We start from the raw sequence: 16,111 nt of genomic DNA on the forward strand, positions 1-16,111 counted from the left end.
CTGCAGCGCGTCGGCGGTCGAATCGCCCGTTTGAATGGTCCTGCCGCAACGCCGAACGCCCGCCGTCCCACAGGACGACGGGCGTTCGAGACGTGCGTTGGTGCTCAGACCCCGGCAGCAGCCTTCAGTGCCTCGGCGCGGTCGGTGCGCTCCCAGGTGAACTCCGGCAGCTCGCGGCCGAAGTGACCGTAGGCGGCCGTCTTGGCGTAGATCGGGCGACGCAGGTCGAGGTCGCGCAGGATCGCGGCGGGCCGCAGGTCGAAGACCTCCAGCACGGCGGCCTGGATCTTCTCGTCGGCGACGACACCGGTGCCGAAGGTCTCGACGAACACACCGACGGGCTTGGCGACACCGATCGCGTAGGCGACCTGGACCTCGGCGCGGCGAGCGAGACCCGCGGCGACGATGTTCTTGGCGACCCAGCGCATGGCGTACGCCGCGGACCGGTCCACCTTCGACGGGTCCTTGCCGGAGAACGCGCCGCCACCGTGACGGGCCATGCCGCCGTAGGTGTCGACGATGATCTTGCGACCGGTCAGGCCGGCGTCACCCATCGGGCCGCCGACGACGAAACGGCCGGTCGGGTTGATGAAGAGCTGGTAGCCCTCGGAGGGCAGCAGCTTGCTGAACTGCTCGAGCACGGGCTCGATGACGTTGACGGTGATGTCCTTGGCCAGGGTCTCCTGGTCGACGTCCTCGGCGTGCTGGGTCGACAGCACGACGGTGTCGATCCGCACCGGGCGGTCGTCCTCGTCGTACTCGATGGTGACCTGGGTCTTGCCGTCAGGACGCAGGTAGGGCAGCGTGCCGTCCTTGCGCACCGCGGTGAGCTTCTCCGCGAGCGTCTGCGCGATCTTGATCGGCAGCGGGAACAGCTCCGGGGTGTCGTCGCAGGCGTAGCCGAACATCAGGCCCTGGTCGCCGGCACCCTGGCGGTCGAGCTCGTCACCCGATCCGTCGACGCGCTCCTCGAAGGCGTCGTCGACGCCCTGGGCGATGTCAGCGGACTGCGCGCCGATGGCAACCTGCACGCCGCACGAGTTGCCGTCGAAGCCCTTGTCCGAGGAGTCGTAGCCGATCTCGAGGATCTTCTGGCGAACCAGCTGCGCGACGGGGGCGTAGGCCTCGGTCGTGACCTCACCCGCAACGACGACGAGGCCCGTGGTGAGCAGCGTCTCGACGGCGACCCGGCTCATCGGGTCGTGCTCGAGGAGATAGTCGAGCACGGTGTCGCTGATCTGGTCGGCGATCTTGTCGGGGTGACCTTCGGTCACGGACTCCGACGTGAAGAGACGTCCGGTCATAGTGGTGGGAACTCCTGGTTTCTCAGACCGAGGCGGGACCCCCGCTCCGGCTCGGTCAGTACGTGTGTGGCTGTTGTGGTGACGATCCAACGATACGGAGGCCCCGGGGTGATGCCCCAGCGTCTCAGGACCCGGCACCTTTTCAGGACAGGCGGGAGGCGACCTGGTCCCAGATCATGTGGGCGAGTGCGGACTTCGACCCGTGGGGTACGTCGACCGCGGACCCGTCCGCACCCAGGATCACCGCTTCGTTGTCGGTGCTCCCGAAGACCGCTCCCCCGCTGACGTCGTTGACGACCAGCAGGTCACAGCCCTTGCGGGTGAGTTTGGCACGAGCCAGGTCGAGGACACTGCCGGTGTCGTCGCCTGTCTCGGCGGCGAATCCCACGATCACCGAACCAGGACGGGCCCGGTGGGTCGCGATCTCCTTGAGGATGTCGGGATTCTGTTGCAGCGTGATCGACGGTGCCGACCCGTCATGCGCCTTCTTGATCTTCGTGTCCGAGGTCGAGACCGGCCGGAAGTCCGCCGGTGCGGCCGCCATGACCACGGCATCCGCGGCAGCGGCAGCGGACAACACGGCGTCGCGCAGGTCGGCGGTCGACTCGACCCGCACCACCTTGACGCCCGCCGGATCCGGGAGCGTCACGTTGGCGGCGATCAGGGTGACCTCCGCGCCGCGGGCTGCAGCAGCCCGGGCGAGGGCGTAGCCCTGGCGCCCCGAGGAACGGTTGCCGAGGAAGCGGACCGGGTCGAGCTTCTCCCGGGTGCCGCCGGCCGAGACCACGACGCTGCGACCGACGAGATCGGCCACCGGCCGTCCGGTCGGGACCCGGCCCAGGACGTCGCGGGCGATCTCGAAGATCTCCTCCGGGTCCGGGAGCCGGCCCTTGCCGGTGTCCGCGCCGGTCAGTCGGCCCTCGGCGGGCTCGATGACGATCACGCCGCGCGAGCGCAACGTCGCGACGTTGGCAACGGTGGCGGGGTGCTCCCACATCTCGGTGTGCATCGCCGGGGCGAGCACGACCGGGCATCGCGCCGTCAGGAGCGTGTTGGTGAGCAGGTCGTCGGCCAGGCCGTGGGCCGCCTTGGCCAGCAGGTCGGCGGTCGCCGGTGCGACGACCACCAGGTCAGCGGTCTGGCCCAGGCGCACGTGAGGAACCTCGTGCACCTGCGACCAGACGTCGGAGGAGACAGGCTTGCCCGACAGTGCCGACCACGTCGGCGCGCCGACGAACTCCAGCGCAGCCGCCGTGGGGACCACGCTCACGTCGTGACCGGACTCGGTGAACCGACGCAGGAGCTCGCAGGCCTTGTACGCCGCGATTCCGCCCGAGACACCGAGGACCACGCGTGGGCGGGTCATGGACGTCGTCAGATCACTCGGCAGCCGGAGCGGCCGGAGCAGCAGCGGCAGCAGCCTCTTCGGCAGCGAGCTCGGCCGGGTCGATGTCCTCGCAGGTCAGCATGTCCTGGCTGATCTCGCGCAGCGCGATCGAGAGGGGCTTCTCCTGCACGTGGGTCTCCACGAGCGGGCCGACGTACTCCAGCAGGCCCTCGCCGAGCTGGGAGTAGTAGGCGTTGATCTGCCGGGCACGCTTGGCGCTGTAGAGAACCAGCTTGTACTTGCTGTCGGTCTTGGACAGCAGGTCGTCGATCGGAGGGTTCGTGACACCTTCGGCGGCGATGTTCGGGGCAGACACAGAGGTCCTCACAGTCGGTGGATCCCGACCATCAAGGTCGGGAGGATGAGTCAACCATCAAGGTTACCAAGTCCTCGACCGCAGCGTGAACTTCCCGGTTGACGATCGTCACGTCGAACTCCGCCTCGGCGGCGAGCTCCTCGCGTGCGGTGGCGAGCCGGCGCTCCCGCTCCTCCTCGCCCTCGGTGCCCCGACCGACCAGCCGGCGGACCAGCTCGTCCCAGGACGGAGGCTTGAGGAACACGAAAACAGCCTCCGGCATGGACTCCCGCACCTGGCGTGCGCCCTGCAGGTCGATCTCGAGCAGCGCGGGCCGGCCGGCGTCGAGCGCCTCCTGGACCGGTCCGCGAGGCGTGCCGTAGCGGTTGACGCCGTGCACGACGGCCCACTCGAGCATCTGACCCTCGGCGACCAGGCGGTCGAACTCCTCGGTCGAGACGAAGTGGTAGTGGACGCCGTCGACCTCACCGGGGCGGGGACTGCGGGTCGTGGCCGACACCGACAGGTAGATCTCCGGGTGCTCGTCGCGCATGGCAGCAGCAACGGTGCCCTTGCCGACCGCAGTGGGGCCGGCAAGGACGAAGAGCTTGGCGCTCACTCTGCGAACTCACGCTCCAGCGCGGCGACCTGCTTGGTGCCCAGGCCGCGCACACGACGCGACTCCGCGATGCCCAGCCGCTCCATCACCTGGCGGGCGCGCACCTTGCCCAGCCCCGGCACGGACTGGAGCAGGTCCATGACCTTCATCTTGCCGATGACGTCGTTGACCTGGCCCTGCTGCAACACCTCGGAGATCGATGCACCGGAGTTCTTGAGGCGGTTCTTGATCTCGGCCCGCTCACGGCGCGCCGCTGCTGCCTTCTCCAGTGCGGCTGCGCGCTGTTCGGGAGTCAGGGGAGGCAGGGCCACGAGGTCGAAGTCCTTCGGTTGCAAGCGGGATCACGGCGGGGAGCACCGCCGTCGGTCAATCTAGCCAGTCCGGTTCGACCGGGGCAATGCGGCGGCCGCGATCACAGGCTCAATGGGGTCTTGCACACATCGCGGGCCTGTTGCTCGACCCCGGTGAGCGCGGCGGCGGTCTCCGCCGAGCCCAGTCGGACAGCAGCGGTCTCGATCGCCTTCAACCGAGCCGCGTCGACACCCTCGGGCGGACGATCCGGGTCGTACGCTGCGGGGTCGACCTCGGCAGCGGACAGGGCGTCGCGCAGCTCGCTCACGCGGGCCACCACGACCTCCCACTCGTCCTTGATGTCGTCAGGGGCCTTGTCGGCCAGCGCCTCGAACGCCGGCAACGCCCGGAGCAGCCCGGTCGTCTCGCCGTCGCCGCGGGCCAGCCCGATCTCCGCGCGCCGGTCCTGCACCTCGGAGCAGTAGCGGTCGAACGGGTCGTCGCCACCGGACTCGCGGAACAGGAAGTACCCGCCGGCCATGAGTGCCAGCACCACGACGACCGTGAGCGGGACGTCGCGCACGGCCGGCCGCCTCATCGGAGCGCTCCGCTCACCCGAGCAGCCCGCGCAGTTCGTCGTTGGCACGCAGCACTGCGTCCCGCATCGCGACCGGGTCCGGTCCCAGCCGGAGCACGCCGCGCGACGAGCTGGGGATCACGTGCCCGGCACTGGCGCCGAAGATCCGCAGGATGTCGCTGGTCGTGCCGCCCTGCTCGCCGTAGCCGGGAGCCAGGATCGGGCCGTTGAGGGCGAAGTCCAGCCCAGAGCCGTCGATCGTGGCACCGACGACCGCTCCGAACGACCCCATCGGGGCGGCACCCGCGTTGAGCTCCCGGAGGTGGTCAAGCATCGCCGAGGCCACGGTGCGGCCGCCGAACTCGTCCGAGGTCACCGCCTCCTGGACCTCCGGACCCTCCTTGTTGGAGGTCGCTGCGAGCACGAAGAGACCGGCGTCGTGGCGACGGGCGGTGTCGACGAACGGGAGCAGCGAGCCGAAGCCGAGGTAGGGGCTGATCGTGATCGCGTCGGACGCCAGCGGTGAGGAGGGGTCGAGGTACGCATCGGCGTAGGCCTGGGAGGTCGAGCCGATGTCGCCGCGCTTCACGTCGAGCAGGACGAGCGCACCAGCGGCACGGGACTCCGCGATCACCCGCTCGAGGACGGCGATGCCGCGGCTGCCGAACCGCTCGTAGAACGCCGACTGCGGCTTCACGACGCTGCTGTGCGGGGCCACGGCCTCGACCGCGCCGAGGGCGAACCGCTCGAGCCCGGCCACGTCGTCGTCGTACCCCCACTCGTGGAGCAGGGCGCTGTGCGGATCGATGCCGACGCAGAACGGGCCGCGCTCGACCATCGCTGCCGCGACCCGGGCTCCGAAGGTCCCCACGGCCGGCGTCTCGGAATTCATCAGGTCAGCCTCCGCAGGGCATCGGGGCCGAGGTCGGCCAGGGTGGGGTAGCCGTCCACGGCCATGACGAGGTCGGCCTCGGCCTGGAGCGCGCGGACCTGGTGGATCGCGCCGGGGACGCCGCCGAGGGCGAGCGCGTAGACATAGGGCCGACCGATCGCGACGGCGTCCGCGCCGAGCGCGATGGCCTTCACCACATCCGCGCCCGTGCGCACCCCGGAGTCGAAGACGACCGGGCCGCGGCCGTCGACCGCGGCGACGACGTCGGGCAGCCAGTCGAGGGCCGCTCCCCCGCCATTGGCCTGACGACCGCCGTGGTTGGAGCAGTAGATCCCGTTGACGCCCTCGTCGAGTGCGCGACGCGCGTCATCGGGGTGGCACACCCCCTTGACCAGGATCGGCAGGTCCGTGAGGGACCGCAGCCAAGGAAGGTCCTCCCAGGTGACGGGGTGCCCGAAGGTGCCCACCCAGGTCATCACGACGGTGCCGGGATCGGGGTCGGGTCCGGTCATCTCCTGGAAGACCGGGTCGGACGTGTAGTTGGCCAGGGCCTTGCCGCGCAGCTGCGGGAAGTTCCCCGACGCCAGGTCGCGCGGACGCCAGCCCGGCACCCAGGTGTCGAGGGTGATCACGATCGCCTCGTAGCCCGCGGCCTCGGCCCGGCTCACCAGGCTGGCCGCGAGCTCGCGGTTCTTCGGGGTGTAGAGCTGGAACCAGGCGGGAGTGTCGCCGGTCGCCGCGGCGACGTCCTCCAGCGGGTCGCTCATCAGCGTCGAGCCGATGAGCGGGACGCCGGTGGCGGCCGACACCTCGGCCGCGTGGATGTCACCGTGCTGGTCGGGCGTGCAGAGTCCGACCACACCCACCGGCGCCAGCAGGAGCGGGCTCTCGAGCCTCCTGCCGAAGAGCTCCACGGACAGGTCGCGCTCGGGTGTGGCCCGGAACATCCGCGGCACCAGCGCATGACGGGCGAAGGCCTCCACATTGGCCCGCTGGGTCGTCTCGTCCCCGGCACCTCCGGCGACATAGGTCCGCAGCTCGGGCGGGAGCGCCGCGAGCGCGTTGCGCTCGAGATCGGCGTGGTCGAACGGGTGTGCCGGGAGGACTCCACCGAGAGCACCGAGGTAGAGCTCGATCTGGTAGTCGCCGAACGCCATGGGCACCACCGTAGATGAGAGCGGCACCGCCGCCGGGAACAGGTCGGCTCCTGCCCCTATCCTTCGGCTGTGCCGCCGACGACAACCTTCGCCCAGCGTCTCGACGCGCGGGTCGCCGAGGCCGTCGACCGACGCGTCGTGGACCGCGTCGCCTCGGGCGGACGCCGGAGCCTCGCGCTCGCGCTGGTCGTGGCGCTGGTCACCCCCGTGCACCTCCTCAGCGTCGCGCTGCTCCTCGGTGCGGGCGCGCTCCTGGTCCGCGGTGACGGCTGGTGGCAGTGGAGCATCGCGGCCTTCCTCCTGTTGCTCGCGTGGGTGACCCGGCCGCACCTCGTCCACCGGATGGATCCGGACGTGCTCTGGGTCGACCCGGCGGACGCGCCGACCCTCGTGGCGCTCGTCGAGGAGGTGTCGGCGCTGGCCGGCTGCCGTCCGCCCGCCCGGATCGGTGTCGACGCCGATCTCAACGCGTCCGTGGGGCCGCTCGGCATCCGGAGCCGGAGGCTGGTCCTGGGCGCACCGCTCTGGGTGGCCCTGGGTCCGCAGGAGCGGGTCGCGCTGCTCGGCCACGAGATCGGCCACATCGCCCACGGGGACCTCCTCGGCGGGCAGTACGTCGGCGGGGCCTGTCGCACGCTCGACCACTGGGTCCACCTGATGGCCCCCGACGAGTGGGACTCGCTGGTCGTGCACGCGGTGTTCGCACCGCCGCGGTGGCTCGTGCAGGGCTACCTGCGCCTGCTCCTGGCCCTCAACTCCACCGCGTCGCGGCGCCAGGAGCTCCATGCCGACGTCGCCTCGGCGCTCACCGGCGGGACCGCCGCTGCGGTGTCGGGCCTGGAGATGCTCCTCATCACCGACGGCATCGACGTGGCGGCCAATCGCGCCGCCATCGCCCGCGACGTCGACCTCGCCACGGCCATCAGGGAGCGGGTGACGGCCTTCGGCGCCGCGCAGCGGGCCTCGGCGCGCGAGCAGGGCCGCGAGGACCGGCGGAGCATCGACGCGACCCACCCGCCGACGACCGACCGGCTCCGCCTGCTCGAGTCGATCGAGCCGTCACCCGCCGCGGTGGTGCTCGACGGCGACCGGAACCGCCGCATCGACGCCGAGATCTCACGCCACCTCGAGAAGGCGTTCCGCGAGCTCGGCGAGCACTACCGCTACGTGCACTGACGCGTCGGCGTCGCGGTCAGTCCGTGAGGCCCTTCGCCAGTCGACGCGACCACGTCGGGCCACCGTAGATCAGCCCGCTGTAGACCTGCACCAGGTCGGCCCCGGCCTCCAACCGCTCGCGGGCGTCCTCCGCTGTGCTGATCCCGCCCACACCGATCAGGGTGAGCCGGTCCCCCACCCGGCCGCGGAGCAACCGGACGACCTCGGTGGAGCGCTCGCGCAGGGGTGCGCCGGACAGACCACCGGCGCCGCACGCCTCGACCTTCGCTGCGTCGGTGGTCAAGCCGTCGCGCGAGATCGTGGTGTTGGTCGCGATGATCCCCGACAGGCCCAGGTCGAGCGCCATGTCGGCGACGGCCAGCACGTCCTCGTCGGACAGGTCGGGGGCGATCTTCACCAGGAGCGGCACCTTGCCGATGCCGACCGCCTCGTCCGCCGTACGACGCACGTGGGCCAGCAGCGGGGCGAGCTTCTCGACCGCCTGGAGGTTGCGCAGGCCGGGGGTGTTGGGCGAGCTCACGTTGACGACGAGGTAGTCGGCGTGGGGCGCGAGGAGCCGGGTCGAGGTCTCGTAGTCGGCCTCGACCTGGGCCTGGTCGTGGTCGGGCACGACCTTGGACTTGCCGATGTTGACGCCCAGGACCGGGCCGCGATCGCGCCGACGGCGCTCCAGCCGCGCCGCCACCGCGTGGGCGCCGTCGTTGTTGAAGCCCATCCGGTTGACGATCGCGCGGTCCTCGGGCAACCGGAACAGCCGCGGCTGCGGGTTCCCCGGCTGGGCGAGGGCCGTGACCGTGCCGATCTCGACGTGGCCGAACCCGAAGGCACCCATCCGGTCGTGGACCTGGGCGGTCTTGTCGAAGCCGGCAGCGAGACCGAGGCGGTTGGGGAAGGTGAGCCCCATCGCCTCGACCGGCGCACCGCCGGGGATCGCCGTACGGGTGAGGACCGGTCCCCCGGCACGCAACGCGTCGTAGGTGAGGTGGTGCGCCTTCTCGGCGTCCATCCGGACCAGGACGTGGTCGAAGAGCCTGTCGTAGACCCGCGGCATCCTCACTGCTCGTGCCACTCCTGGAGCGAACGGACCCCGATCGCGCCGGAGCGGATCGCGGCGATCCCCTGCACCGCGGCGGCCAGACCCTGGACCGTCGTGATGCACGGCGTGCCGGTCAGCACCGCCGCCGAGCGGATCTCGTAGCCGTCGACCCGGGAGTCGCCACCGCCCGTCGCTCCGTGGGGTGTGTTGACGATCAGGTCGATCTCGCCGTCGAGGATCATCTGGACGGTGGTCTTCTCGCCCTCGGGACCCGTGCCCTCGAAGTGCTTGCGCACGATGGTGGCCTGGATGCCGTTGCGGCGCAGCACCTCGGCGGTGCCCTGGGTGGCGAGGATTTCGAAGCCGTAGTCGACCAGGACCCGCGCGGGGAACACCATCGTCCGCTTGTCGCGGTTGGCGATCGAGATGAACACCTTGCCCTCGGTGGGCAGCGAGCCGTAGGCCGCGGCCTGCGACTTGCTGAACGCTGTGCCGAAGTCGGCGTCGAAGCCCATGACCTCACCGGTGGACTTCATCTCCGGCCCGAGGACCGTGTCGACGAACTGTCCCTCCTTGGTGCGGAACCGGTTGAACGGCAGGACCGCTTCCTTGACCGCGATCGGTGCGTCGGCCGGCAACGTGCCGCCGTCGCCCTCGGCCGGCAGCGCACCGGCGGCGCGCAGCTCGGCGATGGACTCGCCCAGCATCAGCCGGGCGGCGGCCTTGGCGAGCTGGGTCCCGGTCGCCTTGGACACGAAGGGCACCGTGCGGGACGCCCGCGGGTTGGCCTCGAGCACGTACAGCACGTCGGAGCCGAGCGCGAACTGGATGTTGATCAGTCCCTGCACCCCGACGCCGCGCGCGATCGCCTCGGTGGCCTCACGGATCCGGGTGATCTCGGCCGCGCCCAGTGTGATCGGGGGCAGGGCACACGACGAGTCACCGGAGTGGATGCCGGCCTCCTCGATGTGCTCCATCACGCCGCCGAGGAAGAGGTCGGTGCCGTCGTACAGGGCGTCGACGTCGATCTCGACCGCGTCGTCGATGAACCGGTCGACGAGGACCGGCCGGTCCGGGCTGATCTCGGTCGCGGCCTCGATGTAGGCAGCGAGGGCAGCGTCGCTGTAGACGATCTGCATGCCGCGGCCGCCGAGGACGTACGACGGACGGACCAGCACCGGGTAGCCGATGGTGTGGGCGATGGCCTGCGCGTCCTCGAAGGAGACCGCGGTGCCGTGCTTCGGCGCGACCAGGCCCGCCTCGGCGAGGACGCGGCCGAAGGCCCCGCGCTCCTCGGCGAGGTCGATGGCCTCCGGGCTGGTGCCCACGATCGGGACACCGGCGTCCTGCAGCCCCTGCGCGAGGCCGAGCGGCGTCTGGCCGCCGAGGGTGGCGATGACACCGGCGATCGGGCCGGCTGCCTTCTCCGCCTCGTAGATCTCCAGGACGTCCTCGAGGGTGAGCGGCTCGAAGTAGAGCCGGTCCGAGGTGTCGTAGTCGGTCGAGACCGTCTCGGGGTTGCAGTTGACCATGATGGTCTCGTAACCGGCCTCGCTGAGCGCGAGGGAGGCGTGCACGCAGGAGTAGTCGAACTCGATGCCCTGACCGATCCGGTTCGGGCCGGAGCCCAGGATGATCACGGCCTGCTTGCCCTCGGCGCGCGGGAGCACCTCGGTCTCCTCGTCGTACGACGAGTAGTAGTACGGCGTCGCGGCCGCGAACTCGGCAGCACAGGTGTCGACCGTCTTGTAGACCGGGCGCACGCCGGCGGTCTGGCGCGCGACGCGCACCTCGGACTCCTTGAGCCCACGGATGCCGGCGATCTGGGCGTCGGAGAAGCCGTGCCGCTTCGCAGTCCGCAGCGCGCCGGCGTCGAGCAGCTCCGTCGCCGCGACTTTCTGCGCGATCTCGTCGATCAGGAACATCTGGTCGACGAACCACGGGTCGATCTTCGTCGCGTCGTGGACCTCGTCCTGCGTGGCACCGGCGCGGATGGCCTGCATCAGCTTCTGGACGCGACCGTCGTGCGGCACCTTGATCGCCTCGAGCAGCTCGTCCTTGTCGCCGACCGGGGAGGCCCACTCGAAGGGCGCCTTCTTGTCCTCGAGGGAGCGCAGCGCCTTGTTGAACGCCTCGGAGAAGTTGCGGCCGATCGACATCGCCTCGCCCACGGACTTCATGTGGGTGGTGAGGGTGGTGTCGGCGGTCGGGAACTTCTCGAACGCGAACCGGGGCACCTTCACCACGACGTAGTCGAGGCTCGGCTCGAAGGAGGCCGGGGTCTCCTTGGTGATGTCGTTGGGGATCTCGTCGAGCGTGTAGCCGATCGCGACCTTGGCGGCGATCTTCGCGATCGGGAAGCCCGTCGCCTTCGACGCGAGCGCCGAGGAGCGCGAGACCCGCGGGTTCATCTCGATCACGATGACGCGGCCGTCGGCCGGGTTGACGGCGTACTGGATGTTGCAGCCGCCGGTGTCGACGCCGACCTCGCGGATGATGTCGATCGCGAGGTTGCGCAGGTGCTGGTACTCACGGTCGGTCAGCGTCATCGCAGGCGCGACGGTGATCGAGTCACCCGTGTGCACGCCCATCGGGTCGAAGTTCTCGATGGAGCAGATGATCACGACGTTGTCGGCCTTGTCGCGCATCACCTCCAGCTCGTACTCCTTCCAGCCGATGATCGACTCCTCGATGAGGACCTCGGTCGTCGGGCTGGCGGACAGACCGGCGCCGGCGATCCGGGCGAGGTCCGACTCGTCGTAGGCGATGCCGGAGCCGAGGCCACCCATGGTGAAGGAGGGCCGTACGACGACCGGGTAGCCGAGCTCGACCGTGGCAGCCTCGACCTCGCTCATCGAGTGGCACACGAAGCTGCGGGCGGTCTCGCCGCCGACCTTCGCGACGATCGCGTTGAACAGCTCGCGGTTCTCGCCGCGGTGGATCGCATCGAAGCTGGCGCCGATCATCTCGACGCCGTACTTCTCCAGGACGCCGTTCTCGTGCAGACCGATCGCGGTGTTCAGCGCGGTCTGGCCGCCGAGGGTCGGGAGCACGGCATCGATCGGGAAGCCTCGCTCGGCCTCCTTGGCGATGACCTTCTCCACGAACTCCGGGGTGATGGGCTCGATGTAGGTCGCGTCGGCGAACTCGGGGTCGGTCATGATCGTCGCCGGGTTGGAGTTCACCAGGACGACCCGCAGGCCCTCCTCCTTGAGCACCCGGCACGCCTGGGTGCCGGAGTAGTCGAACTCGCAGGCCTGGCCGATGACGATCGGACCGGACCCGATCACCAGGACCGACTTGATGTCTTCACGCTTCGGCATCAGGCCGTCTCCTCCAAGAGCTGAACGAATCGGTCGAAGAGGTACGCCGCGTCGTGCGGGCCCGCGGCGGCCTCGGGGTGGTACTGCACGGAGAAGCTCTTGAGGCTGCCCTCCGCGCTGCGCAGCTCGAGTCCCTCGACGACGTCGTCGTTGAGGCACACGTGGCTGACCGTCGCGACGCCGTACGGCGTCTCGGTGGCGGTGTCGCGCGGGGCGTCGACGGCGAACCCGTGGTTGTGGGCGGTCACCTCGACCTTGCGCGTCGTGAGGTCCATGACCGGCTGGTTGATGCCGCGGTGCCCGTACTTCAGCTTGTAGGTGCCGAAGCCGAGCGCGCGTCCGAACAACTGGTTGCCGAAGCAGATCCCGAAGTACGGCAGGTCACGTCCCAGGGCCTCCTGGAGCAGCTCGACCTGACCGGTGGTCGCCGCCGGGTCGCCGGGTCCGTTGGAGAAGAACAGGCCGTCGGGACCGTTGTCCCCGACCGCGAGCACCTCCTCGATGGATGCGGTGGCGGGCAGCACGTGCACCTCGATGCCGCGCTCGCTCATCCGCTGCGGCGTCATGTCCTTGATGCCGAGGTCGAGGGCCGCGACGGTGAACTTCCTGGTTCCCTGTGCCGCGACGACGTACGTCTCGCTGGTGGACACGGCCTCGGAGAGGTTGGCGCCGCTCATCTCCGCGGACGCCTTGACCTTCTCCAGCAGCACCGCGGGATCGGTGTCGACGGTGGAGATGCCGACCCTCATCGCGCCGCTCTCGCGCAGGTGGCGGGTGAGGGCGCGGGTGTCGATGCCGGAGATCCCGACCACGCCCTGTGCCTTGAGCTCGTCGTCGAGCGAACGGCGCGAGCGCCAGTTGCTCGGGACGCGCGCAGGGTCACGCACGACGTAGCCAGCGACCCAGATCCGCTTCGACTCCGGGTCCTCGTCGTTCATGCCGGTGTTGCCGACGTGCGGCGCCGTCATGACCACCACCTGGCGGTGGTACGACGGGTCGGTCAGCGTCTCCTGGTAGCCGGTCATGCCGGTGTTGAAGACCGCCTCACCGAAGGTCTCCCCTTCGGCGCCGTAGGCCTCGCCGTGGAAGGTGCGTCCGTCCTCGAGGACGAGCAGGGCCGGGGTGGTCATACGAGAGCTCCTTCCGACACCGTCGGGGTGCCGCGCAGGAGCGTGGCCACCACCCGTCCGGTGAGCTTGCGGTCATGCCAGGGGTTGTTGCGGCTCAGCGAGACGCTGTCCGCACGGTCGACGACGACCTGCGCGGCCGGGTCGACGAGAGTCAGGTTGGCGGGCTCGCCCACCGCGATCGGCCGGCCGTGGCCGTCCAGTCCGGCGATGCGGGCCGGGTTGGCGCTCATCACGCGGGCGACGCCGGCCCAGTCGAGCAGGCCGCCCTCCACCATCACCGTGCTGACGACCGACAGCGCCGTCTCGAGGCCGAGCATGCCGAACGCCGCGTCGACGAAGGCGTGCTCCTTGTCGTGACGCGCGTGGGGCGCGTGATCGGTGGCGACGGCGTCGATGGTGCCGTCGGCGAGCGCGGCCCGGAGTGCCTCGACGTCCTCCGCCGGACGCAGCGGAGGGTTGACCTTGTACGTCGGGTCGTAGCCGGACAGCAGGTCCGTGGTGAGCAGCAGGTGGTGCGGGGTGACCTCGGCGGTCACGTCCCAGTGCCCGTCGTGCTTGGCCTGCGCCTTGGCCCAGCGGACCATCTCCACACTTCCGGCGGTCGACACGTGCGCGACGTGCACCCGGCTACCGGTGTGGCGGGCGAGCATCACGTCGCGGGCGACGATGACCTCCTCGGCGATGCCGGGCCAGCCGGGCAGTCCGAGGCGCCCGGAGATCTCACCCTCGTGGCAGCACGCGGTCGGACCGGCGAGCGACGGGTCCTGGCTGTGCTGGCTGACCACGCCTCCGAAGGCCTTGACGTACTCCAGCGCACGCCTCATCACCCGGGCGTCGTGCACGCACTTGCCGTCGTCGGAGAAGACCCGGACCTTCGCGCGGGAGCGGGCCATCAGCCCCAGCTCGGCGAGCTCCTCACCGGCCAGGCCCTTGGTGACCGCACCGACCGGCTGGACGTCGACGAGCCCGGCGCTGCGGCCCAGGTCGAGGACGCGCTCGGCCGCCTCGGCGGTGTCGGTGACCGGGTTGGTGTTCGCCATCGCGAGCAGGGCGGTGTAGCCACCGACCGCGGCAGCGCGAGATCCCGTCAGGACGGTCTCGGCGTCCTCGCGGCCCGGCTCGCGCAGGTGGGTGTGCAGGTCGACGAACCCGGGCAGCAGGACCAACCCGTCGGCGTCGATCGTCCGGTCCGCGGCGCTCGAGACCGAGCCCAGCTCGCGGATCTCGCCGTCGACGACGAGCACGTCGCTCGTCGTACCGTCAGGCAGGGTCGCGCCCTTGATCAGGATGCTCATGCGCTGGCTCCATCGGTGTGGTCGGTCTCGCCGGCAAGCAGGTGGTAGAGCACCGACATACGCACCGCGACCCCGGCCGAGACCTGGTCGAGGACCAGGCTGTCGGCAGCGTCGGCGGCGTCGGGAGAGATCTCCAGGCCACGGTTCATCGGGCCGGGGTGGAGGATCGGCGTGCCGGTCTTCAGGGTCGCCAGGCGGTTGCGGGTCAGGCCGTAGCCGATCGTGTACTCCCGCGCCGTGGGGAAGAACCCGCCGCTCATCCGCTCGCGCTGGACCCGCAGCATCATCACCGCGTCGGCCTCGGGAAGCACGGCGTCCAGGTCGTACGACGTCGCGAACCCCGCCGCCTTGGACCAGTCAGCGACACCGGAGGGCATCAGCGTGGGCGGGGCGACCACGCTCACGCTGGCGCCCAGCTTGGTCAGGCACTTCACGTTGCTGCGGAAGACGCGGCTGTGGGTGACGTCACCGACGATCACGACGTGCTTGCCCTCGAGCGTCCCGAGCTTGCGGGTGAGCGTGTAACCGTCGAGCAGCGCCTGGGTGGGGTGTTCGTGGGTGCCGTCGCCGGCGTTGATCACGGGGATGTCGATCCAGCGGCTGATCTGCTCGGCCGCACCACTCGCACCGTGCCGGACGACCAGTCCGTCGACACCCATGGCGGTCACCGTCATGACGGTGTCGCGCAGCGACTCGCCCTTGCTCGCGCTGCTGCCCTTCGCCGACAGGTTGATCACGTCGGCCGAGAGCCACTTGCCGGCGATCTCGAAGCTCGAGCGAGTGCGCGTGGAGTCCTCGAAGAAGAGGTTGATCACCGTACGACCCCGCAGCGCGGGCAGCTTCTTGACCTCGCGGCGCTGCACGTCGTGCATCTCGGCGGCGGTCGCGAAGATCTGCTGGATGTCGGCGACCTCCAGGTCGTCGATGCTGAGCAGGTGTCGGTTCACGCGATCCTCACCCCGTCCTCCCCGTCGATCTCCTTGAGGCGCAGGCTGACTCGCTCGCTGCGCGCGGTGGGCAGGTTCTTGCCGACGTGGTCGGCACGGATCGGCAGCTCCCGGTGGCCACGGTCCACCAGCACCGCGAGGCGTACGACGGCCGGGCGGCCCAGGTCCGAGAGCGCGTCGAGCGCGGCCCGGATCGTGCGGCCGGAGTAGAGGACGTCGTCGACGAGCACGACGGTCTTGCCGTCGATGCCACCGGCAGGGACCTCGGTGCGGTGCGGGGCGCGGGTCGGGTGGGAGCGCAGGTCGTCGCGGTACATCGTCACGTCGAGCGAACCGGTCGCGACCGTCGTCCCCTCCACCGTCGCGATGTGGGCGGCGATGCGCTGCGCCAGCGGGACTCCGCGGGTGTGCAACCCGAGCAGCAGGAGGTCCTCGGCGCCCTTGTTGCGCTCCAGGATCTCGTGGGAGATCCGGATGAGGGCCCGGTTGATGTCATCGGCATCGAGGACGACGCGTCCCGCCGCGGGGATCGATCCGGAAGGGATCGGAGCGTGGGTAGGCATCAGCGTGCCTGACCTCCTTCTCCGCCTCACAGGACGGCTCGTTAAAGGATGTCGAACAGGCTCCACCCTAGCGGTTCCGGTGGGCTCCGACCGAACCGGGTGACGTGTGCTGCCCGTCT

At 70.3% G+C, this 16,111-nt stretch carries 15 protein-coding genes; 1 reads left to right on the forward strand and 14 read right to left on the reverse strand.

What is annotated here, in order from left to right:
• Window positions 1–104: 104 nt before the first annotated feature.
• From metK to ASE01_RS20065, 8 genes are all read right to left on the reverse strand, one after another.
• Window positions 105–1,304, reverse strand: coding sequence for a methionine adenosyltransferase (metK, locus tag ASE01_RS20030; protein ID WP_056756607.1), 1,200 nt, complete (start codon window positions 1,302–1,304; stop codon window positions 105–107).
• Window positions 1,305–1,446: 142 nt separating this feature from the next.
• The gene (coaBC, locus tag ASE01_RS20035) at window positions 1,447–2,670 is read right to left on the reverse strand and encodes a bifunctional phosphopantothenoylcysteine decarboxylase/phosphopantothenate--cysteine ligase CoaBC (protein WP_056756611.1); all 1,224 of its coding nucleotides are present in this window, start codon (window positions 2,668–2,670) and stop codon (window positions 1,447–1,449) included.
• Between the two features lie 13 nt (window positions 2,671–2,683).
• Window positions 2,684–3,007, reverse strand: a complete 324-nt coding sequence (rpoZ, locus tag ASE01_RS20040; protein WP_056756613.1) for a DNA-directed RNA polymerase subunit omega — start codon at window positions 3,005–3,007, stop codon at window positions 2,684–2,686.
• A gap of 31 nt (window positions 3,008–3,038) precedes the next feature.
• Window positions 3,039–3,605 carry a guanylate kinase gene (gmk, locus tag ASE01_RS20045; protein ID WP_056756614.1) on the reverse strand — a complete coding sequence of 189 codons (567 nt, stop codon included), beginning with the start codon at window positions 3,603–3,605 and terminating at the stop codon, window positions 3,039–3,041.
• Complete coding sequence (gene mihF / locus ASE01_RS20050) at window positions 3,602–3,916, reverse strand: integration host factor, actinobacterial type (RefSeq protein WP_056757032.1); 315 nt, start codon at window positions 3,914–3,916, stop codon at window positions 3,602–3,604. Before mihF ends, gmk begins: the two co-directional genes overlap by 4 nt.
• A gap of 101 nt (window positions 3,917–4,017) precedes the next feature.
• Window positions 4,018–4,494, reverse strand: a complete 477-nt coding sequence (locus tag ASE01_RS20055; RefSeq protein WP_157537618.1) for a hypothetical protein — start codon at window positions 4,492–4,494, stop codon at window positions 4,018–4,020.
• A gap of 13 nt (window positions 4,495–4,507) precedes the next feature.
• On the reverse strand, window positions 4,508–5,365 hold the full coding sequence (gene pyrF / locus ASE01_RS20060) for an orotidine-5'-phosphate decarboxylase (protein WP_056756620.1): 858 nt from the start codon (window positions 5,363–5,365) through the stop codon (window positions 4,508–4,510).
• Window positions 5,365–6,522 carry an alpha-hydroxy-acid oxidizing protein gene (locus tag ASE01_RS20065; protein ID WP_056756623.1) on the reverse strand — a complete coding sequence of 386 codons (1,158 nt, stop codon included), beginning with the start codon at window positions 6,520–6,522 and terminating at the stop codon, window positions 5,365–5,367. Before ASE01_RS20065 ends, pyrF begins: the two co-directional genes overlap by 1 nt.
• A gap of 69 nt (window positions 6,523–6,591) precedes the next feature.
• On the opposite strand from ASE01_RS20065, the gene ASE01_RS20070 reads away from it, so the two are divergent.
• Window positions 6,592–7,698, forward strand: coding sequence for a M48 family metallopeptidase (locus tag ASE01_RS20070; RefSeq protein WP_056756626.1), 1,107 nt, complete (start codon window positions 6,592–6,594; stop codon window positions 7,696–7,698).
• 16 nt (window positions 7,699–7,714) lie between these two features.
• Here the strand turns inward: ASE01_RS20070 and ASE01_RS20075 are convergent, their stop codons facing one another.
• From ASE01_RS20075 to pyrR, 6 genes are read right to left on the reverse strand one after another with little or no spacing between them, the layout of a single operon-like run.
• Window positions 7,715–8,749 (reverse strand): quinone-dependent dihydroorotate dehydrogenase, encoded by a 1,035-nt coding sequence (locus tag ASE01_RS20075; protein ID WP_056756628.1) that lies wholly within the window; start codon window positions 8,747–8,749, stop codon window positions 7,715–7,717.
• Between the two features lie 2 nt (window positions 8,750–8,751).
• Complete coding sequence (gene carB / locus ASE01_RS20080) at window positions 8,752–12,057, reverse strand: carbamoyl-phosphate synthase large subunit (RefSeq protein WP_056756631.1); 3,306 nt, start codon at window positions 12,055–12,057, stop codon at window positions 8,752–8,754.
• Complete coding sequence (carA, locus tag ASE01_RS20085; RefSeq protein ID WP_056756634.1) at window positions 12,057–13,187, reverse strand: glutamine-hydrolyzing carbamoyl-phosphate synthase small subunit; 1,131 nt, start codon at window positions 13,185–13,187, stop codon at window positions 12,057–12,059. The genes carB and carA overlap by 1 nt, the downstream gene beginning before the upstream one ends.
• On the reverse strand, window positions 13,184–14,482 hold the full coding sequence (locus ASE01_RS20090; RefSeq protein WP_056756637.1) for a dihydroorotase: 1,299 nt from the start codon (window positions 14,480–14,482) through the stop codon (window positions 13,184–13,186). Before ASE01_RS20090 ends, carA begins: the two co-directional genes overlap by 4 nt.
• Window positions 14,479–15,429: an aspartate carbamoyltransferase catalytic subunit gene (locus tag ASE01_RS20095; protein ID WP_056756639.1), complete on the reverse strand. Its 951-nt coding sequence runs from the start codon at window positions 15,427–15,429 to the stop codon at window positions 14,479–14,481. The genes ASE01_RS20090 and ASE01_RS20095 overlap by 4 nt, the downstream gene beginning before the upstream one ends.
• Window positions 15,426–15,992 carry a bifunctional pyr operon transcriptional regulator/uracil phosphoribosyltransferase PyrR gene (gene pyrR, locus ASE01_RS20100; protein WP_056756642.1) on the reverse strand — a complete coding sequence of 189 codons (567 nt, stop codon included), beginning with the start codon at window positions 15,990–15,992 and terminating at the stop codon, window positions 15,426–15,428. Before pyrR ends, ASE01_RS20095 begins: the two co-directional genes overlap by 4 nt.
• Window positions 15,993–16,111: the final 119 nt, after the last annotated feature.

This window comes from Nocardioides sp. Root190 (assembly GCF_001428565.1).
Classification (GTDB): Bacteria; Actinomycetota; Actinomycetes; order Propionibacteriales; family Nocardioidaceae; genus Nocardioides.

Excerpts from the sequence above, each read along its gene's own strand:
- pyrR (WP_056756642.1), bottom strand. The coding sequence starts at position 15,992 with ATGCCTACCCACGCTCCGATCCCTTCCGGATCGATCCCCGCGGCGGGA.
- ASE01_RS20075 (WP_056756628.1), bottom strand. The coding sequence starts at position 8,749 with ATGCCGCGGGTCTACGACAGGCTCTTCGACCACGTCCTGGTCCGGATG.
- coaBC (WP_056756611.1), bottom strand. The coding sequence starts at position 2,670 with ATGACCCGCCCACGCGTGGTCCTCGGTGTCTCGGGCGGAATCGCGGCG.
- metK (WP_056756607.1), bottom strand. The coding sequence starts at position 1,304 with ATGACCGGACGTCTCTTCACGTCGGAGTCCGTGACCGAAGGTCACCCC.
- ASE01_RS20065 (WP_056756623.1), bottom strand. The coding sequence starts at position 6,522 with ATGGCGTTCGGCGACTACCAGATCGAGCTCTACCTCGGTGCTCTCGGT.
- carB (WP_056756631.1), bottom strand. The coding sequence starts at position 12,057 with ATGCCGAAGCGTGAAGACATCAAGTCGGTCCTGGTGATCGGGTCCGGT.
- pyrF (WP_056756620.1), bottom strand. The coding sequence starts at position 5,365 with ATGAATTCCGAGACGCCGGCCGTGGGGACCTTCGGAGCCCGGGTCGCG.
- ASE01_RS20090 (WP_056756637.1), bottom strand. The coding sequence starts at position 14,482 with ATGAGCATCCTGATCAAGGGCGCGACCCTGCCTGACGGTACGACGAGC.
- carA (WP_056756634.1), bottom strand. The coding sequence starts at position 13,187 with ATGACCACCCCGGCCCTGCTCGTCCTCGAGGACGGACGCACCTTCCAC.
- ASE01_RS20055 (WP_157537618.1), bottom strand. The coding sequence starts at position 4,494 with ATGAGGCGGCCGGCCGTGCGCGACGTCCCGCTCACGGTCGTCGTGGTG.